The sequence below is a fragment of the Pseudonocardia thermophila genome, assembly GCF_900142365.1.
GTDB lineage: Bacteria > Actinomycetota > Actinomycetes > Mycobacteriales > Pseudonocardiaceae > Pseudonocardia > Pseudonocardia thermophila.
Window position 1 is genome coordinate 88,225 of sequence record NZ_FRAP01000013.1, and the last position, 26,571, is coordinate 114,795.

Sequence of the window (26,571 nt, forward strand, 5' to 3'; positions counted from 1 at the left end):
GGCCCCGCCGATGCCGATCAGGTGCACGCGGTCGGTGAGCTGCACGGGCGTCGTGGTCGCGTTCACGCTCCCGCCACCTCCAGGACGATGCGGGCCATCCGCTCGGCGGCGTCGGCGTGGCCGGACGCGCGCGCGGCCGCGCCCATCGCCGCGAGCCGCTGCGGATCGGTCAGGATCGGGACCAGCTCGGCGAGCACCCGGTCGCCGTCGCACTCGGCGTCCGGCACGAGGATCCCGCCGCCCTTCGCGACGACGGGCCGGGCGTTGAGCGCCTGCTCGCCGTTGCCGATCGGCAGCGGCACGTACATCGCGGGCAGCCCCACGGCGGAGACCTCCGCGACGGTCATCGCGCCGGCGCGGCCGAGCACGGCGTCGGCGGCGGCGTAGGCCAGCGGCATGTCGTCGATGTACGGCAGCGGCACGTACCCGGGGGTGGCCGGGGCCGGGGTGCCCGTCTTCCCGTAGGCGTGCAGGACGGCGATGCCGGCGTCGATCAGGCCGGGCAGGGCCTGCGCGATCGCGGTGTTGAGCGTGCGGGCGCCCTGCGACCCCCCGAACACCAGCAGCACCGGACCCTCGTCGGGCAGCCCGAACTCGGCGCGGGCCTTGGCGCGCAGCGCGGCCCGGTCCAGCGAGGTGATCGACTCCCGCAGCGGGATGCCCACCAGCTCGGCGCGGGGCAACCCGGTGTCCGGGGTGGCGGTCGCGACCCGGGCGGCGAACCGGGCGCCGATCCGGTTGGCCAACCCGGGACGGGCGTTGGCCTCGTGCACGACGATCGGGACCCGCCCACGGGCACCCAGGTAAGCGGGCAGCGCCACGAACCCGCCGAACCCGACGACGACGTCGGCGTCGACCTCGCGCAGCACCTGCCGCACCCGACCGACGGCGCGGCGCACCTTGCCGGGCAGCCGCAGCAGCTCGACGGTCGGCTTGCGGGGCAGCGGCACCGGGGGGATCAGCTCCAGCGGGTAGCCCCGCGCGGGGATGAGCGTGGTGTCCAGCCCCTTCTCGGTGCCCAGCGCCGTCACCCGCGCGTCGGGGACGAGCCGGCGCACCGCGTCGGCGACGGCGAGGGTGGGTTCGATGTGGCCGGCGGTGCCTCCGCCTGCCACCACCACCGAGACGGGCATGTCGGTGCTACCTCCGAGAACTCGTTCGCTGGGCGGGCGGACGCGGGGCCTGCCGCCGGGTGGTCGGACGGGCCGCCTGCCGGGTCGGCGGTGCCTTGTAGGGCTGCGGCGCGGGCAGCCGCAGCAACCGGGTGAGACGACCGGTGTAGCGCCCGCCGTCCTGCTGGCGCAACGCCGCGATCGCCTCCGGCTCGTGCCGGGCCGCGTTGGCGAGCACACCGAACACGAACATCGTCACGATCAGCGACGTTCCGCCGGAGGAGATGAGCGGCAGCTGCAGGCCGGTCACGGGCAGCAGGCCGACGACGTAGCAGATGTTGATCGCCGCCTGCGCCACCAGCCAGGTCGTGCAGGTCGCGACGACGAGCTTGAGCCAGGGGTCGGTGTTGCGGGCGGCGATGCGGAAGCCGGTGTAGGCCAGCAACGCGTACAGCGCCACCACGCAGAACGCGCCGACGAAGCCGAGCTCGCCGCCGATGACGGCGAAGATGAAGTCGTTGTGCGCCTGCGGCAGGTAGTACTTGGCGCGGCCCTGACCGAGTCCGACCCCGAACAGGCCGCCGTCGGCGAGCGAGTACAGCGACTGGTTGATCTGGTAGCGGCTGCGCAGCGCTTCCTCGGTGTCGTCGCTGAAGAACGCGGTGATCCGGGCGAGCCGGTAGCTGGCGGAGAACGCCAGCGCCAGCGCCCCGACCGTGGCCCCGGCGATCAGCACGGCGAGCAGCCGCTTCGGCGCCCCGGCGTAGAAGAGCAGGGCGATGAGCACGATGCCCATCGAGATCGTCATGCCGAGGTCGGGCTGCAGCACCAGCAGGGTGAGGATCACGACGGTCACCGGCACGACCGGCGACAGCGCGTACTTCCAGCGGTGCATGACGGCCCGCCGCGCAGCCAGCACGTGCGCGCCCCACAGGGTGAGCGCCACCTTCGCGCCCTCCGAGGGCTGGAAGGTGAACGATCCGAAGCCGAACCAGGCCTTCGACCCGTTGCGCTCCACACCGACGACGAGGACGGCGACCAGCAGCAGCACCGAGATCACCAGCAGCGCGGGGGCCCACGAACGCAGTGTGCGCGGCGGCACCCGCAGGCCCAGCCAGAACAGCGCCAGCCCCGGCACGCAGAACGCCAGCTGCTTGACGAAGACGCTGTACGACGAGCCGTTGACCGTGTAGGCCTCGACCGACGACGCCGAGAGCACCATCACGAGGCCGACGAGCGTCAGGATCGCGAAGATCCCCAGGACCAGGTGCAGCGAGGTGAGCGGGCGGCGCAGCCACTGCTGGACCGCGAGCAGCGCCCGGCCGATGCCGTACCGGGCCTTGCGCACGCCCTCCCGCGCGGCGGGCGGCGCGGCGGTCATGCGCCGACCCCGAGCCGCGCGGCGGTCTCGCGCGCCGCGGCGGCGAACGCGTCACCGCGCTCGGCGTAGTCGCGGAACTGGTCCATGGACGCTGCCGCCGGGGCGAGCAGGACCGCGTCGCCGGGTTCGGCGAGCTCCGTGGCGGCGCGGACGGCTGCTTCCATCACCCCGATCATGACCCCATCGTCACCCGCGGTGACTTCGTGGACGGGGACCTCGGGCGCGTGTCGCGCCAGTGCCGCCAGGACGGCGGATCGGTCGACGCCGATGACCACGGCGGCCCGCAGCTGCCCGGCCACCTCGGCGACCAGCTCGTCGACGGACGCGCCCTTGAGCAGCCCGCCGACCACCCACACCACGCGCCGGCCGGGCCGGGAGCCCTCGACGGCGCGGAACGCGGCGCGGGCGGCGTGCGGGTTGGTGGCCTTCGAGTCGTCGATGTAGACGACGCCGCGGGCCTCGGCGACCACGGCCCCGCGGTGCCCGCCCGGGCGGAACGCGCCCAGCCCGGCGGCCACGTCCTGCGGGGCGACCCCGTGGGCGCGGGCCAGCGCGGCCGCGGCCAGCGCGTCGGTGAGCCCGGGCGCGCCGCCCGGGGTGACGGCCGCGGCGTCGGCCAGCGCGACCCCGTCGGCGAACGCGCGGTCGACCAGCTCCCCGCCGGCGATCCCGAGCTGACCGGGCTTCGGGGGGCCGAGCGTCACGCCGACCCGGCGCGGCGCGGGCGCCTCGGCGAGCAGCGCCGCGGCGGCCGGGTCGTCCACCCCGGCGACCGCGACCGGACCGGTCAGCGCCCGGGCCTTCGCCGCGGCGTAGGCGGCCATCCCGCCGTGCCAGTCGAGGTGGTCCTCGGCGACGTTGAGCACACACCCGGCGGCCGGGACGATCGACGGCGACCAGTGCAGCTGGAAGCTCGACAGCTCCACCGCCAGCACCCGGTGCCCGGCCGCGACCGCCGTGACGACGGGCAGACCGATGTTGCCGCAGGCCACCGCGTCCCGGCCGGCCGCGCGCAGGATCGACTCCAGCATGCCGACCGTGGTCGTCTTGCCGTTCGTCCCGGTGACGACGAGCCACTCCGGCGGCTGCGGCCGGGCCGCGCCGAGCCACCACGCCAGCTCCGGCTCCCCCACCAGCGGCACGCCCGCCGCCGCGGCCGCGGCGACCAGCGGGTGGTCGGGCCGCCGCCCCGGGGACGTGACGACGAACGCGGTGCCGGGCGGCACGCCGTCCGGGTCGTCGCCCGGGACGGCACCGGCGGGCAGGTCGGCCAGCGCGGCCGGGTTCGCGTCGGTGACGACGACCTGTGCGCCCGCCGCGACCAGTGCCTCCGCCGCAGCGAGCCCGGACACGCCCGCACCGGCGACGAGCACCGTGGCGCCTGCGATCTGCGGTGCTGAGATCGGCGCAGCCATCACAACCCTGCCGATTCCGTGAGCCACTCCGAGTAGAACAGCCCCAGGCCCAGCGCCGCGCACATCGCGGCGAGCAGCCAGAACCGGATGATCACCGTGGTCTCGGCCCACCCGGCGAGCTCGAAGTGGTGGTGGAACGGGGCCATCCGGAACACCCGCCGCCGGGTGGTGCGGAAGACCGCGATCTGCAGCGCGACCGACAGGATCTCCACGACGAACACGCCGCCGATCACCACGAGCAGCAGCTCGGTGCGGGTGACCATCGACAGGCCCGCGATGAGCCCGCCGAGCGCGAGCGAGCCGGTGTCCCCCATGAAGATCCGCGCCGGGGCGGCGTTCCACCACAGGAAGCCGATGCAGCCGCCCATCGCGGCCGCGGCGACGATCGCGACGTCGAGCGGGTCGCGGACCTGGTAGCAGCCGGCCGCCGCGACGATCGCGCAGCTGTTGCGGAACTGCCAGAACGCGATGATCGTGTAGGTGGCCAGCACCATCGCGGACGTGCCCGCGGCCAGGCCGTCCAGGCCGTCGGTGAGGTTGACCGCGTTCGACCACGCCGCGATGACCAGGTAGGCGAACACGACGAACCCGACCGCGCCGAACGACAGGATCGTGATGTCCCGGACGAACGACAGGTTCGTCGAGGCCGGGGTGAGCCCGTCGGCGTTGGCGAACCGCAGCGCCAGCACGCCGAAGATCACCGCAGTGAGCAGCTGGCCGACCAGCTTCGAGGTCTTGTTCAGGCCGAGGTTGCGCTGGCGGCGCAGCTTGATGAAGTCGTCGAGGAACCCGACCACGCCCAGCGCCGTGGTCAGGAAGAGCACCAGCAGCGCCGAGGCCGACATCGGCTCGCCGGACAGCAGGTGCGCCACCAGGTAGCCCAGCCAGATCGCCAGCAGGATCGCGACGCCGCCCATCGTGGGGGTGCCGCGCTTGGCCTGGTGGCTGGACGGGCCCTCGGCGCGGATCTCCTGACCGAAGCCCTGGCGCACGAAGAACCGGATCAGGTACGGCGTGAGCAGGATGGCGACCGCCAGCGCGACCCCGGCCGCGATGAAGATTCCCCTCACGCGGCGCCCTCCCCCGGTGCCTGCTCGGCGAGCAGCCCGGCGGCGACCCGCTCCATGCCGGCCGCCCTGCTGCCCTTGACCAGCACGACGTCGCCGGGCTGGAGCGCCCCGCGCAGCAGCGCCACGGCGGCGGCGGCGTCGGGGACCTGGTGGGCCCCGGGGAACCCGGCTGCGTACCCGGGCGCGCCGACGGCGACCAACTCGGCCACGTGCAGCTCCCGCGCGGTGGCGGCGACCTCGGCGTAGGCGGCCTCGACCGCCTCCCCCAGCTCGCCCATCGGTCCGAGCACCGCCCAGGTGCGTCGGCCCTCGGCCAGCGCGGTGAGCGCGCGCAGCCCGGCCCGCATCGAGTCCGGGTTGGCGTTGTAGGCGTCGTTGACGACCGTGACGCCGTCCGGGCGCTCGCCGACCTCCATCCGCCACTTCGCCGCGGTGGCCGCGGACAGCCGTTCGGCGATCCCGGCGACGTCCACGCCCAGCTCCAGGCCGACGGCAGCGGCGGCGAGCGCGTTGGCGACGTGGTGCTCGCCCACCAGCCGCAGCGCCACCGGCGCCGCACCGGCCGGCGTCACCAGCGTGAAGCGGGCCCGGCCCGTCTCGAGGCGGACGTCGGCGGCGCGCACCTCGGTCTCCGGGCCGCGGCCGTACCGGACGATCCGCCCGGCGGTGCGCTCCGCCATCGCGATCACGTGCGGATCGTCGGCGTTGAGCACTGCGACCCCGTCCGGGCCGAGCGCCTCCACCAGCTCGCCCTTGGCCTGCGCGATGCCCGCCACCGAGCCGAACTCGCCCAGGTGCGCCGTGCCGACGTTGATCACGACGGCGATGTCGGGGGGGACGGCCCGGGCGAGGCCCGCGATGTGCCCGGTCCGGCGGGCGGAGTACTCGAGCACGAGGGTGCGGGTGCTGGCGTCGGCGCGCAGCGCCGTCCACGGCAGCCCCAGCTCGGTGTTGAACGATCCGGGCGGCGCGACCACGGGCCCGCGCGCTGCTGCGACGGCGGCGACCAGGTCCTTCGTGGAGGTCTTCCCGGCGCTGCCGGTGATGCCGACCGTCCGCAGCCCGGGCAGGCTCGCCACCTGGTGGCGGGCCAGCGCGGCGAGCGCGGCCAGCACCCCGGCGCCCGAGCCGTCGGGATCGGCGGCACCCAGGTAGGTGTCTGCGGCGCGGGGCCCGCGCGGGACGATCACCCCGGGCGCGTCCAGCTCGCGGGCGGTGAGCACGCCCGTCGCGCCCGCGGCCAGCGCCGCCGGCACGAAGTCGTGCCCGTCCACGCGGGCACCCGGCAGGGTGAGGAACAGCGCGCCGGGCTTCACCGACCGCGAGTCGAACTCCACGGCCGTGACGAGCTCGTCCCCGCTCGCCCGGTGCACCCGGCCTCCGGTCACGGCGGCGACGTCGGCCAGCCGCATCTCGATCATGACTGGTGCTCCTGTGGTGCCACCGCGCGCCGCAGTGCCGCGGCCAGCTCGGCGGCGTCGTCGAAGGGATGCACCACGCCGTGCACCTCCTGGCCCGTCTCGTGCCCCTTCCCGGCGACCACGACAGCGTCGCCCGGGCGGGCGGCGGCCACCGCCGCGGCGATCGCGGCGCGCCGGTCGCCGATCTCGCGCACCTCGTGCTCCCCCGACACCACCGCCGGCTCGGCCGTCGCACCGGCCAGCATCTCCGCCCGGATCGCGGCCGGGTCCTCGGAGCGCGGGTTGTCGTCGGTGACGACCAGCAGCTCGGCCCTGGCCGCCGCGGCGGCCCCCATCAGCGGCCGCTTGCCGCGGTCGCGGTCGCCGCCGCAGCCCAGCACGACCAGCAGCCGCCCCGGCACCTGTGCGCGCAGCGTGTCGAGCAGGGCGGCCACCGCGGCCGGCTTGTGCGCGTAGTCGACGACCGCGAGGAAGTCCTGGCCCTCGTCGACGCGCTGCATCCGGCCCGGCACCCGCACCTGCGCGAACCCGCCGGCCGCGACGTGCGGGTCGATCCCGGCCGCGGCCAGGCACGCGAGCGCCACCAGCGCGTTGGCCACGTTGTAGCGGCCCGGCAGCGGCAGCGTGACCGGCACCGCGACCCCGTCCGGGCCCTCGGCGACGAAGCGCTGCGTGCCGTCGGCGGCCTGCTCGACGTCGCGGGCCCGCCAGTCGGCGTCGCCGGGCGCGGCAGTGCTGGTGGTGGGGGCAGTGCTGGTGGTCGGGGCAGTGCTGGTGGTCGGGGCAGTGCTGGTGATCGTGATCGCGTCGGGTACCCGCTCGGCCAGCATCCGGCCCCACTCGTCGTCCACGCAGACCACCGCGTGCGGCGCCCGCCCGTCGAACAGGGTGGCCTTCGCCTCGAAGTAGTCCTGCATGTCGCGGTGGAAGTCCAGGTGGTCCTGCGACAGGTTGGTGAACGCGACGACGCGGAAGCGGGTGCCGGCGACCCGGCCCTGCACCAGCGCGTGGCTGGACACCTCCATCGCCACGTCGGTCACCCCGGCCTCGCGCATCACCGCGTAGGTCGCCTGCAGATCGGGTGCCTCAGGGGTGGTGAGGGCGCTGCGCACCGGCTGCCCGGCGATGCGGGTGCCGGCGGTGCCGATCAGGCCCGCCACCCGACCGGCCGCGACGAGGCCCGCCTCCAGCAGGTGGGCCACGGTGGTCTTGCCGCTCGTGCCGGTGACCCCGATGACGCCGAGGTGGCGGGTCGGGTCGCCGTACACGCGGGCCGCGGCCACGCCCAGCACCCGGCGCGGGCGGTCGTGGACGAGCACCGGCACACCGAGGTCCGCGGGCAGCCGCTCGACCCCGGCCGGGTCGGTGAGCACCGCGGCGGCGCCGCGGGCGAGCGCGTCGCCGACGTAGTCGGCGCCGTGGGCGCGGGTGCCGGGCAGGGCCGCGAACAGGTCACCGGGGGCGGCGTCGGCGGCGCGGAGGGTGACGCCGAGGACCCGGGCCCGGGCAGCGTCCCCGCCCGTCGTGGCGAGCACCTCGGCGCCGGTCAGGGCGGCCAGCTCGGCAGCCGTCGCGGGGACCACCGTGCGCGGCCGCGTGATCGCCGCCGGAACGGTGGTCGGGCTCGCGGGTGGCACGGGCGGAAGGCTACCGAGGCCCCCCTCGGCACCCTCGGGCGCACCGGCGATCGCGCGGTGACCCGGTGTGGTGAGGGGACAGCGAAGGGTGACGGTCATCGCGACTGCACCAACCCTGATGTGCAACGAGCGGCCCTTTCGTCTACTCGGGGTGGACGAAAGGGCCGTTCGTTGCGTTCCCCGGCTGGGATCAGGGCACCACCAGCGTCTGCATGCGCGGCGGCGTGTCGGTGACCGGCAGGCGGTCCCGCTGCCCCAGGTAGCTGGCGATGTCGTGGAACAGCGGCGCGGCGCTGGTGCCGCCCCGCGGGGCGTCCAGCATGATCGCGATCACGTACCGGGGGTTCTCCGCGGGCATCATCCCGGCGAAGGTGATCCAGTACGTCGACGACGAGTAGCAGCCGCAGTTCGGGTCCACCTGCTGGGCCGTGCCGGTCTTGCCGGCGACCTCGTAGCCGGGCACGGCCGCCTGCGGGCCGGTGCCGGTCTGCTGCGACTGGCCACGCGGCCCCTTCTGCGTGACGGCGATCAGCATCGTGCGCAGCTTCGCCGCTGTCTCCGGGGAGATGACCTGGACCGCGTCCGGGGCCTGCGGCACGGTGCGCACCCCGTCCGGCCCGGTGACCGAGGCGATGATCCGCGGCGGGATGCGCACCCCGTCGTTGGCGATGGCCTGGTACATGCCGGCCATCTGCAGCACGGTCATCGACAGGCCCTGTCCGATGGGCAGGTTGCCGAACGTCGAGCCCGACCACGTCTCGCGCGCGGGCACCCGCCCGGCCGACTCGCCCGGGAGCTCGATCCCGGTGCGCTGGCCGAGGCCGAACCTGGCGAGCATCTCGGAGAACCGCTCCTCACCCACCCGCTGCGCGGTCATGATCGTGCCGACGTTCGACGACTTCGCCAGCACACCGGTGAGCGTGTAGTTCTCGACGCCGTGCTCCCAGGCGTCGTGGATCGTGCGATCGGCGACCTTGATGCTGTCCGGCACCGCGAGCACGTCGTCCGGCTGCGCGATGCCGTGCTCCAGCGCCGCCGCCATCGTCACCACCTTGTTGACCGACCCGGGCTCGAACGGGCTGGACACCGCCGGGTTGCCGAGGTCCTCCGGTTGCGCGGCGGAGAGGTTGCGCGGATCGAACGACCGCCCGGTCGCCAGCGCCCGCACCTCCCCGGTCTTCGCATCCAGCACCACCGCCGAGGACGTGCCCTTCGCCCCGGTGCGCGCGACGTGGTCGGCGAGCGCCTTCTGCACGGTGAACTGCAGGTCGGAGTCGAGCGTGAGCTGGATCGTCGAGCCCTGCACGGCGGCCCGCTCGAACCGAGTGCTGCCGGGGATCACCGTGTTGCTGCCCTCGGCGGTGTCGACCACCTGCAGACCGTCGGACCCGGCCAGCACGTTCTCCTGCGAGCTCTCCAGCCCGACCCGGCCGGCCAGCCGGCGCCCGTCGGCGTCCCAGGTCGCGGCTCCGATCACCGTCGAGGCGAGCGTCCCAGCCGGGTACTGCCGGTCCTCCCGCCGCTCCTCGGCGATCTCGACGAACTCCTCGCTCAACCGCCGCGCCACCGCCGGGTCCACCAGCCGCGCCAGCACGACGTAGCCGCGGTTGCTGGTGATCAGGTCGTAGAGGGCCTGCTGGTCCTGCCCGGTCGCCTCGGCCACGGCCGTCGCCATGCGGGTGGCGTACTCGTGCAGGTCGTCCGGATGGCCCTTCGCGATCGTCAGCGGGTTGGTGACGATCGCGCGGGCGTCGACGCTGAACGCGAGCGGCCTGCCGTCGCGATCGAGGATCGCGCCGCGCTCGGCGGGGATCGTGATGGCCGTACTGGCTTGCCGCTGCGACGCCGCGGTCAGCTCCCCCGCCTGGATCGTCTGGACGGTGACGAGCTTGACCGTCGCCGCCAGCAGCACACCGATCAGCAGTATCCGGCCGACGCGCATCCGCGCGGGCAGCACGGCGACCTTGCTCGGGCGGCGCGGAGCGGGCCGGCGCGCGGGCGGAGCCGGTGCACGCACGGGCCTCCGGCGGGTCGTGACGGTGGGCATCAGTCCGTACCCGCCCCCGCCGGCGGCTGCTCCTGGGGCTGCTGGGCCTGCTGCTCCGGTGCCTGCTGCCGGGCCTGGTCCGGCTGCCCCTCCTGAGCCGACAGGGCCTGCTCCTGGGCCGGGGATCCGCCTGCCCCGGCGCCCTCAGGATCGGCGCTCTCGGGGGTGGCGTTCTCGGGGGTGGCGTTCTCGCCGCCCTCCGCAGGCGGCTGCCCCTCGGTGCCCTCAGTCGCGCCCTCCGCACCGGGCGCGGGCTGGTCGTCGCCCGCCGGGGCGGGCGGTGCGGGCGGAGCGGGGGCGACGGCGGCGCGCGGCTGCCCGACCACCGTCACCGCCCCGTCGGGGGCGACGACGAGCCGGGCCGGGTCGCGCACCGCCACCATCCCGAGCTGCTCGGCGCGGCGGGCGATCTCCGGCGCCGACTCCATGGCCGCCACCTCGCGCCGCAGCGCCTCGCTCTGCTCCTGCAGCCGCTGAGCGGCGGCCCGGGCATCGGTGAGCCGGTACGAGTCGGCGGCCGCGGCCGTCGACAGCCACAGGATCGCGACCAGCCCGGCGGCCAGCAGCACCATCACCAGCAGCACGAACGGGGCGCGTCCCGGCGCGGCATTCGCCCGCGCAGCCGACCAGCGGTTGCCGAGCCGACGCAGCCGGTCGTCGCGCCGCTGGTACGCGCGCTCCGCGGCCCGCTTCTTCGGCTTCGGCGCGGCATCGCCGCCCACGCGGGTCGTCGCGGTGCTCGGCCGGCCCACGCGCTGCTGCCCCGCCCGCTGCTGGGCCGTGCGCTGCTGGGCCCGGCGCGGCGAGGTCCGCTGGGCAGGGACCGTCGCCGTCCGTGCCACCGTCCGTGGCCCCGTCCGCGGCCGCTCACTCACCGGCGCGCTCATCAATCCCCCGATCGGTCGTCCGGCTACTGGTCCTGTCGTCGCTGGTCACTCACGCGCGGCGCGCGGCGATCCGTTCGGCGGCCCGCAGCCGCAGCGGTGCGGCCCGCGGGTTCTCGGCGATCTCCTCCTCACTGGCCTGCTCGGCCCCCCGCACGAGCAGGCCGAACTCGGGTCCGTGGCCGGGCAGCTCCACGGGCAGCCCCGGCGGTGTGGTGGACGTCGTGCGCGCGGCCAGCTCGCGCTTGACGATGCGGTCCTCGAGCGACTGGTAGGCGAGCACGACGATGCGCCCGCCGACCGCGAGGGCGTCCAGCGCGGCGGGCAGGGCCGTGCGCAGCGCGTCCAGCTCGCCGTTGACCTCGATGCGCAGCGCCTGGAAGGTGCGTTTGGCCGGGTGTCCCCCGGTGCGCCGGGACGCCGCCGGCACCACCTCGTAGAGCAGCTCGACCAGCTCCGCGCTGCGGCGGAACGGCTGCTTCTCGCGGCGGCGCGCGACCGCAGCGGCGATCTTGGCGGCGAACCGCTCCTCGCCGTAGTCGCGCAGCACCCGGGTGAGCTGCGGGACCGAGTAGGTGTTGAGGACGTCGGCGGCGGTCATCCCGCTCGACGGGTCCATCCGCATGTCGAGATCGGCGTCGCGGGCGTACGAGAAACCGCGGGCGGGCGCATCCAGCTGCAAGGAGGACACGCCGAGGTCGAACAGCACGCCCTGCACCTGCGCGAGCCCCAGTTGCGCCAGTGCCGAGGCGATGCCGTCGTAGACGGTGTGCACGAGGTGGATCCGGTCGGCGAACGCGGCCAGCCGGCGGCGGGCGATCTCGAGCGCCTCGGGGTCGCGGTCGAGCCCGACCAGCCTCAGCCCGGGATGGCGCGCCAGCAGCGCCGCCGAGTGCCCGCCGAGCCCGAGGGTCGCGTCGACGAGCACCGCCCCCTCCGGTTCGAGGGCCGGACCGAGCAGCTCGACGACACGGGGTAGGGCGACCGGTACGTGCCTGGCCCCAGCCGGCACGGCCCCGTCGTCAGGGTGTTGTCCCACCCTTACCTCCCTAGCCCCGTGTCGCCGTCACCCCCGATGCCTGATCCGCCGGGGCCGAGACCCGGCAGGTGCGGCGATGCCCCCACCCGGCAGACCTGGCACCGGGGAAGGTGCGCCAGGGCTGCCGGGTCGAGGCACCGCCATCACGTCGGGTTCGCCCGTACCGCCGTCAGATCAGCCCGGGCAACACCTCCTCCTGCGCCTGGGCGTAGGTGTCCTCATGCCGTTGCTGGTACTCGTGCCAGGCTTGGGCGTCCCAGATCTCGGCGCGGGTGTACGCACCGATCACGACGCACTCCTTCTTCAGCCCGGCGTAGCGCCGCAGCTCCGGGGTGATGGTGATGCGGCCCTGGCCGTCGGGGACCTGTTCGTCGGTGCCCGAGAAGAGGCTGCGCTGGAAGGCCCGCGCCGACTCGCTGGTGAGCGGAGCCGAAGCGACCTTCCGGGCGAGCTCGCCGAAGGCCTCCCTGGTGAACACGTACAGGCAGTGATCCTGCCCCTTCGTGATCATCAGTCCGCCTCGCAGCTCGTCCCGGAACTTCGCGGGCAGCGTGAGCCGCCCTTTGTCGTCCAGCTTGGGGGTGTAGGTGCCGAGGAACACCCGCCCCACCTCCCCCGGGCCGGCTGGGAGCCCCTCGTTCCCCCAGCGATCTCCACATTACCCCACTTCCCACCACGGTCAAACCACGAGCTCCCCCCTTTTCCCCCGGTCGTGGCACGGAACCGCAGGTCAGAGGGGGTGGGTGAGAGTGGGGGACGGCGTGCCGCGCCGGCGGCCGACGGCCGCGTGATCGACGCAGCGGGACACCGGCGAGCCCCGGCACGGGCGCCGTGGGGGCCGGGTGGGGCACAGTGGGGTGGGGCGAAGTGGGGAGGATCGACGAGGCGGTGTGGGGGAACGTGGGGACGATCCCGGCCCCTCCGCCGTTTGACAGACTGGACCGCGACGCCGGCTGTGTGCCGACCACCGAGCCGGGCCCGGTGTCGCCACCGGAGACACGCGAGGAGGTCGGGTGACCGCGACGAGCAGCCGTGCCGGAACCGACGGCGGCCCCGACGCGGGTCTGGCCCCTGGCGCACTGGCGGAGGTCGCCGACCTGGCCAACCGCATCGCCGGGACCGTCGGCCGCGTCATCGTCGGTAAGCCCGACGTCGTGCGGATCGCGCTGATCACGCTGCTCGCCGAGGGACACCTGCTCGTCGAGGACGTGCCGGGGGTCGGCAAGACCACGCTGGCCAAGGCGCTCGCCCGCGCGATCGACTGCACGGTGAGCCGGGTGCAGTTCACCCCTGACCTGCTGCCCGGTGACATCACCGGGATGTCGATCTACAACCGGCAGACGTCGGAGTTCGAGTTCCGCCCCGGCCCGGTCTTCGCCAACATCGTGATCGCCGACGAGATCAACCGGGCGTCGCCGAAGACGCAGTCGGCGCTGCTGGAGTCGATGGCCGAGCGCCAGGTCACCGTCGACGGGATGACCTACCCGCTGGCCACGCCGTTCATGGTGGTGGCGACGCAGAACCCCATCGAGATGGACGGCACCTACCCGCTGCCGGAGGCCCAGCGGGACCGCTTCACCTGCCGGGTCAGCGTCGGCTACCCGGACATGGCCGCCGAGCTGGCCATGGTCGACGAACACGCCGCTGCCGACCCGCTGCGCGCGATCCGGCCGGTCACCGACGGGCGGCGGGTCGCCGCCGTGGTCGACCTGGTGCGGCGCATCCACATCGGCCCCGAGGTGCGCCAGTACTGCGTCGAGCTGGTCGCCGCCACTCGCCGGATGCCGGACGTGCGCCTGGGCGCCTCCCCGCGGTCGACCCTGCAGCTGGTCCGCGCGGCGCGGGCCCAGGCGGCGCTCTCCGGCCGCACGTTCGTCGTGCCGGACGACGTGCAGGCCATCGCCGTGCCGGTGCTCGCTCATCGGCTGCTGCTCACGCCCGAGGCGATCGCGGCCCGTCGCTCGGCGGCCGACCTGGTCCGCGGGCTCATCGGGCGCGCGCCGGTCCCCGCCCCGGGCAGGCCGGTCTGACGTGACCGCCGAGGCGGGCGCGGGCGGCACGGCCCGGCGGGCCATGGCCGGCAGCCGGCGCGGCCGGCTCACCGGCCTGACCACGCGGGGCCGCTGCCTCGTGGCCGGAGGTATCGCCACCGCCGCGTGCGGGCTGGTGCTCGACGAGCGCGACCTGCTGCGCATCGGTGCCTTCGTGGGACTGCTGCCGCTGCTCGCCGTGCTGTTCGCGGCGCGCGTGCGGCGGGTGGTGGTCGTGACCCGGATGATCGACCCCCCGCGCCTGCCCGTCGGCGGCGACGCCCAGGTCGTGCTCGGGCTGCGCGGGCCCACCCTGGTCGGCGCGCTGCGGCTGATCGACACCGTGCCCGACGCGGCCGGGCCGGACCCCGCAGCCCCGCCCCGGTTCACCGTGCACCGACTGTCCTCCCGCGGCCGCGCCGAGCTGCGCTACCCGATCCGGCCGGCGCTGCGCGGCGTGCACCGCATCGGCCCGCTGACCTGCACCATCACCGACCCGCTCGCGCTGGCCGAGTTCGAGCGCGACCTCGCGGGCGCCACCCCCGTGCTCGCGCTGCCCCGCACCGTGCCGCTGCGCGGCCTGCCCCTCGCGCTCGGCGCCGGCGAAGGCACCCCGGGGGCCGCGCTCGCCCACCAGGGCCAGGGCACCTCCGACGTCCTGGTCCGGCCCTACCGGTACGGGGACGAGCTGCGCCGGGTGCACTGGCGCAGCACCGCCCGCCACGACGAGCTGATGGTGCGGCTGGAGGAGCGGCCGTGGCGCGGCGGCATGACCGTGCTTCTCGACCGCCGCGACGAGGCCCACCGCGGCCGCGGCGCCGACTCCAGCCTGGAGTACGCGGTGAGCCTCGCCGCCAGCATCTGCGCTCACCTCATCGGCTCGGGCGAACCGGTCACCCTCGTCACCGAGGACGGTGTGGAGGTGCTCGGGGCGGGGCGGCCACCCGGCGAGGCGGGGGTCGGGCACGTCACCGCCCTCGATCCCCTCCTCGACGCGCTCGCCTCGCTGCGCGCGTCCGCCCGCACCGACCTGGTCGGTCCCGCGTTCGACCGCACCGGCGACGTCGTCGCCGTGCTCGGCGCGGTGCAGCCCGGCCAGCTCGACGCGTTCCTCGCCCGCAGGGCGACCGGCGGGCACGCCGTGCTGCTGGACGTCGACACGTGGGACCCGGCGGCCCACGGGAGCGGCGGTGCAGTGGCCACAGCGGCGGCAACAGCGCTGCGCCGCGCGGGCTGGCGGGTCGCGGTCGCCCGGTTCGGCGACCCGATGGAACGGGTGTGGGACGACCTCGTCGCGGGAGGGCGGGCATGAGCGCCCCGACCGCTCCCCCGGTGGTTCCGTCGTCGACGCGGGCGGTCCAGCCCCGGCCGCCGGTCGGGACGCCCGCCGCGCCGCGGCCGGGCGTGCCGTGGGCCGTCGCGCTCTGCGCGGGCCTCGCGGTCGTGCTCGCCTCGGCCCCGCTCGCCGCGATCGTGCAGGGCTGGTCGTGGCTCGGCGCGGTGGTCGTCGCCGTGCTGATCGTCGTGGCCACCGGACTGGTGCTGCACCGGACCGGCCCGGCGGTGGTGGTGTTCGGTCAGCTCGCCGCAGTGCTGCTGCTGATCACCGGGCGGTACTCCGGCGAGGGTGTGTTCGGGGTGCTGCCCGGGCCGGCGGCGCTCGGCCGGATGGGGGCGCTGCTGGCCGGGGCGGGTGAGCAGATCAGCACGACGGTCGCCCCGGTGCCGGCCACGCCCGAGATCCTCTTCCTGATCACCGCGGCCTTCGGGATCGTCGCGACCGCGGTGCACCTGGCCGCGGTGGGGTTGGGCGCGCCGGCCGCAGCCGGAATCCCGTTGCTCGCGACGTTCGCCGTGCCCGCGGCGCTCGCGGCGGAGCTGCTGCCGTGGTGGGCGATGGCCGCCGCAACGGGCGGGTTCGGCCTGCTGCTCGTGGCCCGGCGCGGGGCCCGCCGGCAGCTCGTGGGCGGCATCGCCCTCGTCACCGTCGCCGGGGTCACGGCGCTCGGCGTCGGCGAGGCCGCCGGGTTCGTCGGCACCGCGGGCCGGTTCGCCGACCTGGAGGGCTCGGGCGGCTCCGGCGCCGCCACCGGCGTGGGCCTGTCCCCGTTCGCCGCGCTGCGCGGGCAGCTGACCCAGCGCACGCCCACAGAGCTGTTCGAGGTGACCGGGCTCCCCCAGCCCACCTACCTGCGCGCACTGACCCTCCGCGACTTCCAGCCCCGGTCCGGCTGGGCGGTGGCCCCGCCCGATTCCGGACCCGCCCTGCCCGGCTCGGTCCCCGCCGGTACGGACGTACCCGGCGAGGTCGCCGAGATCACGGTCGAGAACCTGGCGTTCCGCGATTACTGGCTCCCGCTCTACGGGGTGCCGCTCGCCGTCGACGGGCTCGAGGCGGGTCGCTGGTCGTTCGACGTGCGCGACGGCATCGCCTACACCGCCCGGCCGCGGCAGGAGGACGGGTGGACCCAGCGTGCGCTCTTCCCGCAGCCGACCATCGAGCAGCTGCGCGCCGCCGAGGGCCGCGGGCCGGGCCGGGAGTTCCTCGCCACCGGCGGGCTGGACCCGCGGGTCGTGCGGATCGCCGAGCAGGTCGCGGGCGACGAGCCGACCGACTTCGACAAGGCGATCGCGCTGCAGGAGTTCTTCACCGGCCCGGGCAGCGAGTTCCGCTACGACCTCGCCACCGCACCCAGCGGCGGTGACGACGCCCTGGTGGAGTTCCTCACCGTCGGCAGGCGGGGCTACTGCGAGCAGTACGCCTCGGCGATGGCGATCATGCTGCGGGCCCTGGACGTGCCCGCGCGGGTCGCGGTCGGGTTCACCGCGGGTGTGCCCGACGGGGACGGTCGGATCATCAGCACCTCCGACGCGCACGCGTGGGTCGAGGCGTGGTTCCCCGGGATCGGCTGGACCGCGTTCGACCCGACGCCGCTGACCGACGGGCGCACGACCACCCCGCCGTACGTCGCGGAGGCACTGGCCGAGCGGTCGGGCGGTGGATCGGCGCCGGAGATCGAGGAGCTCCCGGCGGACGAGGGTCCCGAGACCGCGCCGGTGCCGGAGACGCCCACCCCGGAGACGCCCGAGGAGCCGGTCTCGGCGGACACCGGAGGTGGGGTACCGCTGTGGCCGTTCGTCGTCCTGCTGGCCCTGGGCGGGTTCGGCCTGGCAGCGCTGGCGCCGGCCGCCCTGCGCCGCAGCCGGCGCGCTCGCCGCCTCGCCGCCGTGGACGCAGGCGGCCCGGGGGCGGCGGCCGCGGCGTGGGAGGAGCTGCTCGCGGAGTCGACCGACCGGGGCGTCGCCGCCCGGCCCAGCGACACCGTCCGCGGCACCGCCCGGATGATGATCCGCGAGCATCGCCTCGGCACGCCGGCCCAGGAGGCGCTGCGGCACCTGGTCACCGCGGTGGAGGCCAGCTGGTACGGCGGCGGGCACCCGGCGCCCGGCGAGCTGGCCGAGCCGCTGCGGATCGTGCGGGAGGGCATCGCCGCCGGCACGCCGCTGACGCTGCGCGAACGGCTGCTCCCCCGGTCGATGCGACGCCGGGGAACCCCCGCACCGCAAGACGACCCGGCGCAGGAGGCCTCCCCGACCGGACAGGGCCCGACCGGATAGGGCCCGACCAGTCGCGGGCTCACGTCACGAGCACGGCGCACGGCGACGGGCCGCCACCCGGGTCATTCCCGGTGCGACGGCCCGCTGCCGATGATCTGGGGGGTTCGCTACTCCTGCTCGAAGCGGCGGCGGAAGCGCTCTTCCATGCGGTTGGTGAAACCGCCGCGCTCCTTGCCCGTGGACGACTTGCCCTCGGCCGACTGACCGCCGGAGCCGATGGACGTGACCGCGAGCACCGCTCCCCCGAGCATCGCGAGGAATCCGACGATGCTCAGCACCGGGAGGTTGCCCAGCCACAACTGACGGACCGCCACACCCACGACGAGCAGGACCAACCCCACTACGAAGATCGCCGCGCCCTGAAGGCGGCGGCGGCGGGTGGGTTTGCCGAGCCCCTTCCCGCGGACGGTCGAGGCGAACTTGGGGTCTTCGGCGTAGAGAGCGCGCTCGATCTGCTCGAGCAGTCGCTGCTCGTGCTCGGAGAGGGGCATCGCTTGGCCTCCGGCACTTGTGTCGTCCAGTCGGTCATCATCCCTGGTGCCGGAACGACGCGACGACCGCCCCGGACGGGCGGCTACTTCAGAGGATACGAGCCAGAGAGCGATGCGACTACCCGGACTCGTCGAGTGGCCGGTTCCGGGGTCCTGGCGGTCATGCCGGCACCCGCCGGACGTCATTATGACGCCACCAGTCAGTGATCGGCATCACGTCGCCGCCACGAGTGTCCTCCGTCACGGACGCTTGCCCAGGGCATGCAGCCGGGGCGCGATCGCGAGCAGCCCGGGCTCGGCGGCGCCCAGTGCCTCCAGCTCGGTGACGAGCCCCGCCGCAGCTGATCCCTCCTCGCGGACAGACCCGGGCACCCAGCTCTCCAGCACCCCGTCACCCTGCAGCAGCTCGATCTCGAGCCCGGCATCGGTCAGGAGGGCGCGCAGCGGTTCGACGTCGAGGCGCCGCCGGACCCCGTCGCGGTCGCCCAGCCGCCCCTCCGGATCCGACAGCAGCGCCAGCGCCTCCGTGAGCTTCCCGGCGATCGTGCGGGCCAGCACGGCCGCCAGCCGCCCGCTGACGAGCACCGACACCGTCCCGCCCGGCCGGCACGCCGCGGCCAGCGCCGCGACCGCGGCCCGGGCGTCGTCGACGACCTCCAGCAGGCCGTGCCCGAGCACCAGGTCGAAGCCGGCGGTCGGGGCGACGTCGGCCAGCGCGTCCACGTCGCCCTGGACAGCGGTGACCAGCTCGGCCACCCCGGCCTCACGAGCCCGCCGCTGCAGCGCAGCCAGCGCGTTCGGGCTGTGGTCGACGACGGTGACCGCGCAGCCCAGCCGGGCCAACGGAACCGCCCACGCCCCACTGCCCCCGCCGACGTCGAGCACCAGCGGCGCCGTGTCCGGCTTGCGCTCCTGCACCGATGCCACGGCAGCGGCCACCGCGCGGAACACCTGGCCGCTCCCGGCGTGCTCACCTGCCTGCACAGCGGCAGCCTAGGGCAGACGACCGTACAGACGACGGCAGGCGCACGGTGTTGCTGCTTCGTGGCGCTGCTCCGTCGTATTGCTTCGCTTCGACGAGCTGGCCGGTCGCTCCGCCCGCTGAGGGCGTGAGCCGCTGGCCGTGGGCCGCTTTCGGCGGAGCCCGGGTACCCCGCCCTGGCGCTCCCCGGGCAGATCGCCGCAGAGTACGTTGACCATGTGCTGGTGGTCGCCACGTTGAGCCTCAAGGGCGGTGTGGGGAAGACGACTGTCGCGCTCGGCCTCGCCGGTGCCGCCCAGCACCACGGAGTCCCCGCACTCGTGGTGGACCTCGATCCGCAGGCCAACGCCACGATCGCGCTCGACGTCGGTCCGACGGCGGCCACGGTGGCCGACGTCCTCGACGATCCCCGCCCATCGGTGGTGCGCCGGGCGATCGCCCCGAGCGGCTGGGGCGAGGGGGTCGACGTGCTCGTCGGCGCCGAGCAGACCGAGCGGCACAACCATCCCGACCCGAGCGGGACTCAGCTCACCCGGCTGCGCCGGGCCCTCGAGCGGCTCGAGGGGCCGGACGAGGACTCCGAGCCCTACCGGCTCGTGATCATCGACTGTCCTCCCTCCCTCGGCCAGCTCACGCGCAGCGCGCTCGCCGCGGCCGACCGCGCCGTGCTGGTGACCGATCCCACGATGTTCGCCGTGTCCGGGGTGCAGCGGGCCTTCGACGCGGTGCAGGCCGAACGCGCCCGCGGCAACCCCGACCTGCAGCCGCTCGGGGTGCTGATCAACCGGGTGCGGCCCCGCAACACCGAGCACGCCTTCCGCATGGAGGAGCTGCGCGAGCTGTTCGGGCCGCTGGTGTTCACCGGGGTGCTGCCGGACCGTTCTGCGATCCAGCAGGCACAGGGCGCCTGCATGCCGATCCAGCGCTGGGACACCCCGGGGGCCCGTGAGGTCTCGGCGATCTTCACGGGGCTGCTCGGGCGGCTGCTGCGGTCTGCGCGCCGTGCCGAGGTCGCTGCACCGCCGCACACCCGCTGACCACGGCCGCGGCCCGCCGCTCATGGCCGATCTCCGGTGAGCCGTCGTCAGCGAGCCCTACCCGATGAGGGTCGACCGCACGAGCTCCAGGAACTCCTCAGCCTGCCGGAGCAGGTCGTCGGCCTCCCGCTGCCCGACGAGCCGGGAGATCCCGGCCTCGGCGGCGGCCCGCGTGGCCGAGCACGCGGCGAAGAACGCGGCCCACTCCCCCAGCTCCGGCGCGACCTCCGCCATCAGCTGCCACACGTTGCGGTTGCGGCGCCGGGACCCCGGCCCGGCGGGGGCGGCCCGGACCGCCAGGACGGCGGCGGCCGCGCGCAGCGCCGACAGGTACGCCGCCGGGTAGCGCACCAGCGGTGACGGGTCGCGGTGCGCCTCGGCGAGACCCTCCGCGGCCTGCCGCAGCAACGCCAGCGCGCTGCGGGAGACCGGCGGTGCGCTCGGCCGCGCCCGGCTGCCCCGGTGCGCTGCCGCGGGCGCTCGCGCCGACGAGGACCCGGAGCGCACCGGGGAGGCCGGCGCCCGACGCGGCGCGGGCACCGGCGCCGGCTGGGCCGACGGCACTGCGGAGCGGTAGGCGATGACGGTCATCTGGCCCTCCTTCCGGGAGGCTCGGAGACGGTTGACGGGCGTCGGCGGCGGAACTCGGCTCACTCGGGGACCCGGACGAGGTCCCACACCCCCGGCCCCGCACGCATCCGCAGGACGAACTCGCGGGGATCGGCGCTCGGATCGTCGGCCACCCGGGCGACGACGTGCCAGCAGCGCAGCTGGTCGCCCCCGACCGGCTCGGGCGACGGGAACGGCCACGGCGAGGTCTCGATCCAGCGGCGCCGGACGTCGGTGACGAGGAACCGCGATCCCCGCCGCACCGGCCGGCGTTCGAACTCCACAGGTTCGCCGTCCTGGTACCGGACCTGGATCGGGACCGGCCCCCGCGACCCGAACATGCGCGCCCACGCATCCACGGCCAGCTCTTCCTCTCTCCGGTGCTCCGGTGACGCGGTCCGGTGGGCCGGGCGCTTCCCCCACCCGCCCACCGGACCGCATCGATCGAACTAACGTTCGACGCATCCAGTAGGCCACGACAGGGGCGAGGACGTCAAGACGAGTTCGAAAAAATGTTCGAAGAAGTGTGTTCGGCCGGGTCGGACGAGGTCAAGTCGAACGCGTCCGTGCCGACACCCCGCAAGCGTGGTGAGATGGGTACGTGACCGAGCTGACGAGGGCACCGGCGCCGCGCCGGGAGCCGGCCGACCCGGGGGTGGCGCCATGACCACGGCACCCGCCCGACGGCTCGTCGAGCTCGGGCCCGAGGACCTCATCGCGCGGCTCGACGAGGCGCTGGCCGTCTACGTGTCGGCGATGGGCTACCCCCCCAGCACGGCGCGGCAGCGCCGGGCGCTGTGGCTCGACCACATCCGCAGGCCCGGATGGCGGGCGGTCGGCTGGATCGACGCGACCGGGGCGCTGCTGGGCATCGCCTACGGCTACCCGGGAGCGCCGGGCCAGTGGTGGTTCGAGGAGGTCCGCCGCGGGCTGCGCGGCACCCCCGGCGGCGACCTGCGCTGGCTCGACGAGTACTTCGAGCTGACCGAGCTGCACGTGCGCCCGGACGCGCAGGGCGCGGGCCTCGGCGAGCAGCTGCTGCGCGCTCTCGTGGCCGGCACCGACCGCTCGCACGTGCTGCTGTCCACCCCGGAGTACGGCGGATCCGCGCCGGGCCGAGCCTGGCGGCTCTACCGCAGGCTCGGCTTCCGCGACGTGCTGCGCGAGCACCGGTTCACCGGAGACACCCGCCCGTTCGCCGTGCTCGGGCGCACCCTCCCGCTGGACCCGCCGGACCCGGGCAGCACCGGCTGATCGGGATGGCACGATGTGGCCGTGCGTCCCCCGTCCCCGGCCACCCCGCACCACCGTCGCTCCCTGGGCGTCCTGCTGCTGGTCGTACTGCTCGCCGTGGGTGTGCTGAGCGGGTGCGCGCGGGTGCGCGCGGCGCTCGCGGTGCAGCCCGACGACACCGTGACCGGGGAGATCGTCGTCGCCACCCCGGAGGCGTCGCCCGACGACAAGGGTCCGTCGATCACGCTGCCGGAGGACCTGGCCGAGCGCGTCGACGTGTCCGGCTACCGGCAGGACGGCTACACCGGCTCGGTGCTGCGGTTCTCGAAGCTGACGTTCGAGCAGGTGGCGGAGCTGGCGAAGGCGGCGGGCCCGGCCGGTGACCGGGTCGACTTCCAGATCCGCCGGGTCGGGGGCCGAGTGCTGATCACCGGCGCGGTCGATCTGACCACGATCACCGTCGACCGCGCGGACTTCCAGCTCAAGATGGGCTTCCCCGGTGACGTCGTCGACGCGAACGGCGACATCGACGACACCACCGTGAGCTGGGTGTTCACCCCCGGCCAGGTCGGTGACGTGAGCGCCGTCGTGGCCTTCGCCGACCCGAACGCGCCCTCGCCGCTCAACTGGACGCTGCTGCTCGCCCTGCTCGTCGTGGCCGCGTGCGTCGCGGTCGTCGTGATCGCGCGGCGAACCCGAAACCCGCCGGTCAGTCCGCCTATCCGCTGACCGCCGCCGCGGCGGCCGTGGCCGGTGCGAGACCGAGCATCCGCACCAGCTCGGTCGTCGCCCCCGACCGGTTCAGCGTGTAGAAGTGCAGCACCGGCACGCCTTCGTCGAGCAGCCGGGCGCACAGCCGGGCAGTGGCCTCCATACCGGCCGCGCGGAACGCCGCCGGATCGTCCGCGTAGCGCTCCAGCTCCGCCGTCAGCTCCGGCGGCACCGGGGCGCCGGACAGCTCCGGGGCGCGCTGCAGGGTGCGCACCGACAGCAGCGGCATGATCCCGGGCAGGACGGGGGCGGTGCAGCCGGCGGCCGCCAACCGGTCGCGCAGCCGCAGGTAGCCCTCAGGCTCGAAGAACAGCTGGGTGATCCCGAAGTCGGCGCCCGCGCGGAACTTCGCGACGAGCCGGGCCAGGTCGCTCTCCGGATCGGGCGAGCGCGGGTGCCCGTACGGGAAAGCCGCGACCCCGACGCAGAAGTCGCCGAGCTCGCGCAGCAGCTCCACCAGCTCGCTCGCGTACTGCAGGCCCTCGGGGTGGGGCACCCACTCGCCGAGCGGGTCACCGGGCGGGTCACCCCGCACCGCCAGCACGTTCGGCACGCCCGCCGCCGCGTACGAGCCGATGACGTGACGCAGCTGGGCCACCGAGTGCGACACCACCGTGAGGTGCGCCATCGGCACCAGCGTGGTCTCGGTGGCGATCCGCTCGACGGCGCGGATGGTGCGGTCGCGGCTGGACCCGCCGGCCCCGTACGTGACGGAGACGAACGCGGGATCCAGCGCCTCCAGGCGGCGGATCGCCTGCCACAGCTCCACCTCGCCCGCAGCGTTCTTCGGCGGGAAGAACTCGACCGAGAACGTGGGCCGGGCGACCGCGATCCGCTCGGTCACGCGTCTGCCCCGCCCGGGGCCGCCGTCCACGGTCATGTCGTCGTTCCTCCCCACAGAGGTCCAGCCTAGTGATGATGTGCGGCGCCCTGCCCAGGACAGGCGCCGCTGCGCGCCGCGGCAGGAACACGGCCCTCGCGCCAGCTCATGGCGTGAATGCGGCTTTCCGGCAACGCGCTGAGCGGCACGAGCAGCTACTCTCGGCCCGTGGCACCCCGACCCACCGGCACGGATCCGGAGACCCGGCGGTGACCCGCGCCGGCCAGGTCGGCGCCGGGCACCAGCCCGCTCCGGCCGATCCGCCCGCCCCGCTGGACACCGAGCTGACCGGTCGCATCGAGGCGGTCCTCGCCGAGTACCTGGAGGTGCGCAGGCGCGGCGCGGCCGCGATCGACCCCGCGTTCGCCGAGGCGGTCGACCAGCTCACCGGCTTCGTCCTGGGCGGTGGCAAGCGCATCCGGCCCACGTTCCTGTGGTGGGGCTGGCGCGGCGCCGGCGGCGCCGAGGACTCCCCGGAGGCCGAGGCGGTGCTGCGCGCCGCAGCCGCGCTGGAGCTGATCCAGGCGTGCGCGCTGGTGCACGACGACCTCATCGACGCCTCCGCGACCCGCCGGGGCCGCCCGACCGTGCACGTCGCGTTCGCCCAGCGGCACGCCCGCGAGGGCTGGGAAGGCCGGCCCGCGCGGTTCGGCGCCGCCGCGGCCGTGCTGCTGGGAGATCTCGCGCACGCCTGGGCGGACGACCTGTTCCGGTCCAGCGGCTTGCCCCCGGTGGCGCTGGAGCGGGCCGCTGAGCCGTGGCAGGCGATGCGCACCGAGGTGCTGGGCGGGCAGTTCCTCGACGTCTTCCACCAGGCCAGGGGCGATCTCTCCACGCGGGCCGCGCTGCAGATCGACCGGTACAAGACCGCGGCGTACACCGTCGAGCGACCGCTGCACCTCGGCGCCGCGATCGCCGGCGCCCCGCCGGAGCTGATCACGGCGTACCGCCGGTTCGGCGCCGAGATCGGGGTCGCCTTCCAGCTGCGCGACGACCTGCTGGGGGCGTTCGGCGACCCGGCCGTCACCGGCAAGCCGGCGGGCGACGACCTCCGCGAGGGCAAGCGGACCCTGCTGGTCGCGCTCGCCGTCGAGCGGGCGGAGAAGCGCGGCGACACCGCCGCCCGCGACGCCGTCGTGCGCGCCGTGGGCGACCCGCACCTGGACGAAGCCGCGGTCGAGCGGCTGCGCGGGCTGTTCACCGAGCTCGGTGCCGTCCAGGCCGTCGAGCAGCGGATCGCGGCACTCACCGGGTCGGCGCTGGACTGCCTCTCGGCGGCCCGCGTCGCCGAGCCGGCCGCGACCCGGCTGGCGGAGCTCGCCGTCTCGGCCACTCGACGGCGGCGGTGAGGCGGGTTCCGGGTCGCACCGATCACGTCGTGGTCGTCGGCGCCGGGTACGCGGGCCTGTCGGCCGCCCTGCACCTGCTCGGTGCCGGCCGTCGCGTGACGGTGCTGGAGCGCGCCGACCATCCCGGCGGCCGCGCCGGCCGACTCGACCTGATCAGCCCGCGCGGGACCTGGCGCATGGACCCCGGCCCGACCGTGCTGACGATGCCGGACCTGCTGGCGGAGGCGTTCGCCGCCGTCGGCGACTGCCTGGAGCGGCGCCTGGACCTGGTCCGGCTCGACCCGGCCTACCGGGCCCACTTCGCCGACGGCAGCACGATCGACGTGCACACCGACCCGGCGGCCATGGCGGACGAGATCGGCCGCACCTGCGGTGCCGCAGCGGTGGCGGGCTACCGGCGGCTGCGGGAGTGGCTGACCTCGCTGTACCGCGTGGAGATCGACCGGTTCATCGGCGCCAACCACGACTCCCCGCTCGGCCTGCTCGGGCCGGACCTGGTGCGGCTGGCCGCGCTCGGCGGGTTCGGCAGGCTCGGCCCGCGGATCGCCGCCTTCCTGCCCGACGAGCGGCTGCAGCGGATCTTCTCCTTCCAATCGCTGTACGCGGGCGTGCCGCCGGCCCGCGCGCTCGGGGCGTACGGCGTCATCGCCTACATGGACACGGTGGCCGGCGTGTGGTTCCCGCGCGGCGGGATGCGGGCCGTGGCCGCGGCGCTGGCCGACGCGGTCGTGGCGGCCGGCGGTGTGATCCACTACGGTCGCACCGCCGTCGGGCTGCCCCGCGCGCACGGCCGGGCCGTCGGGGTGCGGCACCGCCCCTCCGACGATCCTGCCGCGGACACCGACGTGCTGGCGGCCGACGCCGTCGTGCTCACCGCGGAGCTGGCCACCAGCTACGCGCTGGCCGGGGGCGCCCCGCGACGTGCGGTGCCGCTGCGCTACGCGCCGAGCGCCGTCGTGCTGCACCTGGGGCTGCGCGAGCCGCGCAGCACCGCCCACCACACGATCTCCTTCGGCCGGGCGTGGGAGCGCACGTTCACCGAGATCGTCTCCGAGGGGCGGCCGATGTCGGATCCGTCGCTGCTGGTCACCCGCCCGACGGCGACCGATCCCAGCCTCGCCCCGGACGGCGCCGACCAGCTGTACGTGCTGGCGCCGTGCCCGAACACCGCCGTCGGGCCGCACGGCTGGGCAGACCGGGCGCGGACCTACCGCGACCACCTGCTCACCACCCTGGCCGAGCGCGACCATCCCGGGCTGGGCGCGGTCGTCGACGCCGTCGAGGTGGAGCGGATCGTCACCCCGGACGACTGGGCAGCGGTCGGCATGTCCGCGGGCACCCCGTTCTCGCTCGCCCACACCGCCACCCAGACCGGCCCGTTCCGGCCGCGCAACCTGCTGCGGCGACTGCCCAACGTCGTGCTCGCCGGGTGCGGGACGACCCCGGGCGTCGGCATCCCGCCGGTGCTGATCTCCGGCAGGCTGGCTGCGCAGCGCATCACCGGGCGGTGACCGCCGGACGGCCCCAGGGGAAAGGTGCCGAAAGCGGACGTGGCAGCATGGACC

Annotated in this window: 23 protein-coding genes; 8 read left to right on the top strand and 15 right to left on the bottom strand. The window is 75.3% G+C overall.

From position 1 onward, the window contains the following. Window positions 1-62: 62 nt before the first annotated feature. From murG to mraZ, 10 genes are all read right to left on the bottom strand, one after another. A complete protein-coding gene (murG, locus tag BUE41_RS17380) occupies window positions 63-1,133 on the bottom strand; it encodes an undecaprenyldiphospho-muramoylpentapeptide beta-N-acetylglucosaminyltransferase (protein ID WP_073458176.1) in 1,071 nt (356 codons plus the stop codon). Window positions 1,134-1,140: 7 nt separating this feature from the next. Beyond that, on the bottom strand, window positions 1,141-2,493 hold the full coding sequence (gene ftsW / locus BUE41_RS17385; RefSeq protein WP_073458177.1) for a putative lipid II flippase FtsW: 1,353 nt from the start codon (window positions 2,491-2,493) through the stop codon (window positions 1,141-1,143). After that, window positions 2,490-3,908 carry a UDP-N-acetylmuramoyl-L-alanine--D-glutamate ligase gene (gene murD, locus BUE41_RS17390; protein WP_073458178.1) on the bottom strand — a complete coding sequence of 473 codons (1,419 nt, stop codon included), beginning with the start codon at window positions 3,906-3,908 and terminating at the stop codon, window positions 2,490-2,492. Before murD ends, ftsW begins: the two co-directional genes overlap by 4 nt. Further along, complete coding sequence (gene mraY / locus BUE41_RS17395; RefSeq protein WP_073458179.1) at window positions 3,908-4,978, bottom strand: phospho-N-acetylmuramoyl-pentapeptide-transferase; 1,071 nt, start codon at window positions 4,976-4,978, stop codon at window positions 3,908-3,910. Before mraY ends, murD begins: the two co-directional genes overlap by 1 nt. Next, the gene (locus BUE41_RS17400; RefSeq protein ID WP_073458180.1) at window positions 4,975-6,399 is read right to left on the bottom strand and encodes a UDP-N-acetylmuramoyl-tripeptide--D-alanyl-D-alanine ligase; all 1,425 of its coding nucleotides are present in this window, start codon (window positions 6,397-6,399) and stop codon (window positions 4,975-4,977) included. The genes mraY and BUE41_RS17400 overlap by 4 nt, the downstream gene beginning before the upstream one ends. Next, window positions 6,396-8,036 (bottom strand): UDP-N-acetylmuramoyl-L-alanyl-D-glutamate--2,6-diaminopimelate ligase, encoded by a 1,641-nt coding sequence (locus BUE41_RS17405; protein WP_073458181.1) that lies wholly within the window; start codon window positions 8,034-8,036, stop codon window positions 6,396-6,398. The genes BUE41_RS17400 and BUE41_RS17405 overlap by 4 nt, the downstream gene beginning before the upstream one ends. Window positions 8,037-8,226: 190 nt before the next feature. Further along, a complete protein-coding gene (locus BUE41_RS17410; RefSeq protein ID WP_234997351.1) occupies window positions 8,227-10,053 on the bottom strand; it encodes a peptidoglycan D,D-transpeptidase FtsI family protein in 1,827 nt (608 codons plus the stop codon). Window positions 10,054-10,082: 29 nt separating this feature from the next. Beyond that, on the bottom strand, window positions 10,083-10,925 hold the full coding sequence (locus BUE41_RS17415) for a cell division protein FtsL (protein ID WP_073458183.1): 843 nt from the start codon (window positions 10,923-10,925) through the stop codon (window positions 10,083-10,085). A gap of 94 nt (window positions 10,926-11,019) precedes the next feature. Beyond that, window positions 11,020-12,006 (bottom strand): 16S rRNA (cytosine(1402)-N(4))-methyltransferase RsmH, encoded by a 987-nt coding sequence (rsmH, locus tag BUE41_RS17420; protein WP_073458184.1) that lies wholly within the window; start codon window positions 12,004-12,006, stop codon window positions 11,020-11,022. 169 nt (window positions 12,007-12,175) lie between these two features. Continuing rightward, on the bottom strand, window positions 12,176-12,607 hold the full coding sequence (gene mraZ / locus BUE41_RS17425; protein WP_073458277.1) for a division/cell wall cluster transcriptional repressor MraZ: 432 nt from the start codon (window positions 12,605-12,607) through the stop codon (window positions 12,176-12,178). A 412-nt stretch (window positions 12,608-13,019) separates the two neighbouring features. Between mraZ and BUE41_RS17430 the strand changes: the two genes are divergently transcribed. From BUE41_RS17430 to BUE41_RS17440, 3 genes are read left to right on the top strand one after another with little or no spacing between them, the layout of a single operon-like run. Further along, a complete protein-coding gene (locus BUE41_RS17430) occupies window positions 13,020-14,036 on the top strand; it encodes an AAA family ATPase (RefSeq protein WP_073458185.1) in 1,017 nt (338 codons plus the stop codon). A gap of 1 nt (window position 14,037) precedes the next feature. After that, entirely contained in the window at window positions 14,038-15,348 is a 1,311-nt protein-coding gene (locus BUE41_RS17435) for a DUF58 domain-containing protein (protein WP_234997353.1), read from the top strand. Next, entirely contained in the window at window positions 15,345-17,654 is a 2,310-nt protein-coding gene (locus tag BUE41_RS17440; protein ID WP_073458186.1) for a transglutaminase TgpA family protein, read from the top strand. Before BUE41_RS17435 ends, BUE41_RS17440 begins: the two co-directional genes overlap by 4 nt. A 107-nt stretch (window positions 17,655-17,761) precedes the next feature. On the opposite strand, the gene BUE41_RS17445 is transcribed toward BUE41_RS17440, so the two are convergent. Next, window positions 17,762-18,145 carry a DUF3040 domain-containing protein gene (locus BUE41_RS17445; RefSeq protein ID WP_073458187.1) on the bottom strand — a complete coding sequence of 128 codons (384 nt, stop codon included), beginning with the start codon at window positions 18,143-18,145 and terminating at the stop codon, window positions 17,762-17,764. A 240-nt stretch (window positions 18,146-18,385) separates the two neighbouring features. Then, window positions 18,386-19,129: a class I SAM-dependent methyltransferase gene (locus BUE41_RS17450; RefSeq protein ID WP_084755273.1), complete on the bottom strand. Its 744-nt coding sequence runs from the start codon at window positions 19,127-19,129 to the stop codon at window positions 18,386-18,388. Window positions 19,130-19,345: 216 nt separating this feature from the next. On the opposite strand from BUE41_RS17450, the gene BUE41_RS17455 reads away from it, so the two are divergent. Beyond that, complete coding sequence (locus BUE41_RS17455; RefSeq protein ID WP_073458188.1) at window positions 19,346-20,164, top strand: ParA family protein; 819 nt, start codon at window positions 19,346-19,348, stop codon at window positions 20,162-20,164. A 57-nt stretch (window positions 20,165-20,221) separates the two neighbouring features. Here the strand turns inward: BUE41_RS17455 and BUE41_RS17460 are convergent, their stop codons facing one another. Together BUE41_RS17460 and BUE41_RS17465 are read right to left on the bottom strand one after the other, a co-directional pair. Further along, window positions 20,222-20,755 (bottom strand): SAV_6107 family HEPN domain-containing protein, encoded by a 534-nt coding sequence (locus tag BUE41_RS17460; protein WP_073458189.1) that lies wholly within the window; start codon window positions 20,753-20,755, stop codon window positions 20,222-20,224. Between the two features lie 59 nt (window positions 20,756-20,814). Then, complete coding sequence (locus tag BUE41_RS17465; protein WP_234997354.1) at window positions 20,815-21,132, bottom strand: hypothetical protein; 318 nt, start codon at window positions 21,130-21,132, stop codon at window positions 20,815-20,817. Between the two features lie 304 nt (window positions 21,133-21,436). Here BUE41_RS17465 and BUE41_RS17470 point away from each other — a divergent pair, with 304 nt between their 5' ends. Together BUE41_RS17470 and BUE41_RS17475 are read left to right on the top strand one after the other, a co-directional pair. Continuing rightward, a complete protein-coding gene (locus tag BUE41_RS17470) occupies window positions 21,437-22,027 on the top strand; it encodes a GNAT family N-acetyltransferase (protein ID WP_073458191.1) in 591 nt (196 codons plus the stop codon). A gap of 21 nt (window positions 22,028-22,048) precedes the next feature. Then, window positions 22,049-22,735 carry an LppM family (lipo)protein gene (locus BUE41_RS17475; protein ID WP_234997356.1) on the top strand — a complete coding sequence of 229 codons (687 nt, stop codon included), beginning with the start codon at window positions 22,049-22,051 and terminating at the stop codon, window positions 22,733-22,735. On the opposite strand, the gene metF is transcribed toward BUE41_RS17475, so the two are convergent. After that, window positions 22,725-23,657, bottom strand: coding sequence for a methylenetetrahydrofolate reductase [NAD(P)H] (gene metF, locus BUE41_RS17480; RefSeq protein WP_073458193.1), 933 nt, complete (start codon window positions 23,655-23,657; stop codon window positions 22,725-22,727). The genes BUE41_RS17475 and metF overlap by 11 nt on opposite strands. A gap of 209 nt (window positions 23,658-23,866) precedes the next feature. Between metF and BUE41_RS17485 the strand changes: the two genes are divergently transcribed. Both BUE41_RS17485 and crtI read left to right on the top strand, forming a co-directional pair. Further along, window positions 23,867-25,006 carry a polyprenyl synthetase family protein gene (locus BUE41_RS17485; protein WP_407691675.1) on the top strand — a complete coding sequence of 380 codons (1,140 nt, stop codon included), beginning with the start codon at window positions 23,867-23,869 and terminating at the stop codon, window positions 25,004-25,006. Next, window positions 25,003-26,517, top strand: coding sequence for a phytoene desaturase family protein (gene crtI / locus BUE41_RS17490; protein ID WP_073458194.1), 1,515 nt, complete (start codon window positions 25,003-25,005; stop codon window positions 26,515-26,517). Before BUE41_RS17485 ends, crtI begins: the two co-directional genes overlap by 4 nt. The last annotated feature ends 54 nt before the right edge of the window (window positions 26,518-26,571 follow it).

Excerpts from the sequence above, each read along its gene's own strand:
- murG (WP_073458176.1), bottom strand. The coding sequence starts at position 1,133 with ATGCCCGTCTCGGTGGTGGTGGCAGGCGGAGGCACCGCCGGCCACATC.
- ftsW (WP_073458177.1), bottom strand. The coding sequence starts at position 2,493 with ATGACCGCCGCGCCGCCCGCCGCGCGGGAGGGCGTGCGCAAGGCCCGG.
- murD (WP_073458178.1), bottom strand. The coding sequence starts at position 3,908 with ATGGCTGCGCCGATCTCAGCACCGCAGATCGCAGGCGCCACGGTGCTC.
- BUE41_RS17400 (WP_073458180.1), bottom strand. The coding sequence starts at position 6,399 with ATGATCGAGATGCGGCTGGCCGACGTCGCCGCCGTGACCGGAGGCCGG.
- BUE41_RS17440 (WP_073458186.1), top strand. The coding sequence starts at position 15,345 with ATGAGCGCCCCGACCGCTCCCCCGGTGGTTCCGTCGTCGACGCGGGCG.
- BUE41_RS17445 (WP_073458187.1), bottom strand. The coding sequence starts at position 18,145 with ATGCCCCTCTCCGAGCACGAGCAGCGACTGCTCGAGCAGATCGAGCGC.
- BUE41_RS17460 (WP_073458189.1), bottom strand. The coding sequence starts at position 20,755 with ATGACCGTCATCGCCTACCGCTCCGCAGTGCCGTCGGCCCAGCCGGCG.
- BUE41_RS17470 (WP_073458191.1), top strand. The coding sequence starts at position 21,437 with ATGACCACGGCACCCGCCCGACGGCTCGTCGAGCTCGGGCCCGAGGAC.
- metF (WP_073458193.1), bottom strand. The coding sequence starts at position 23,657 with ATGACCGTGGACGGCGGCCCCGGGCGGGGCAGACGCGTGACCGAGCGG.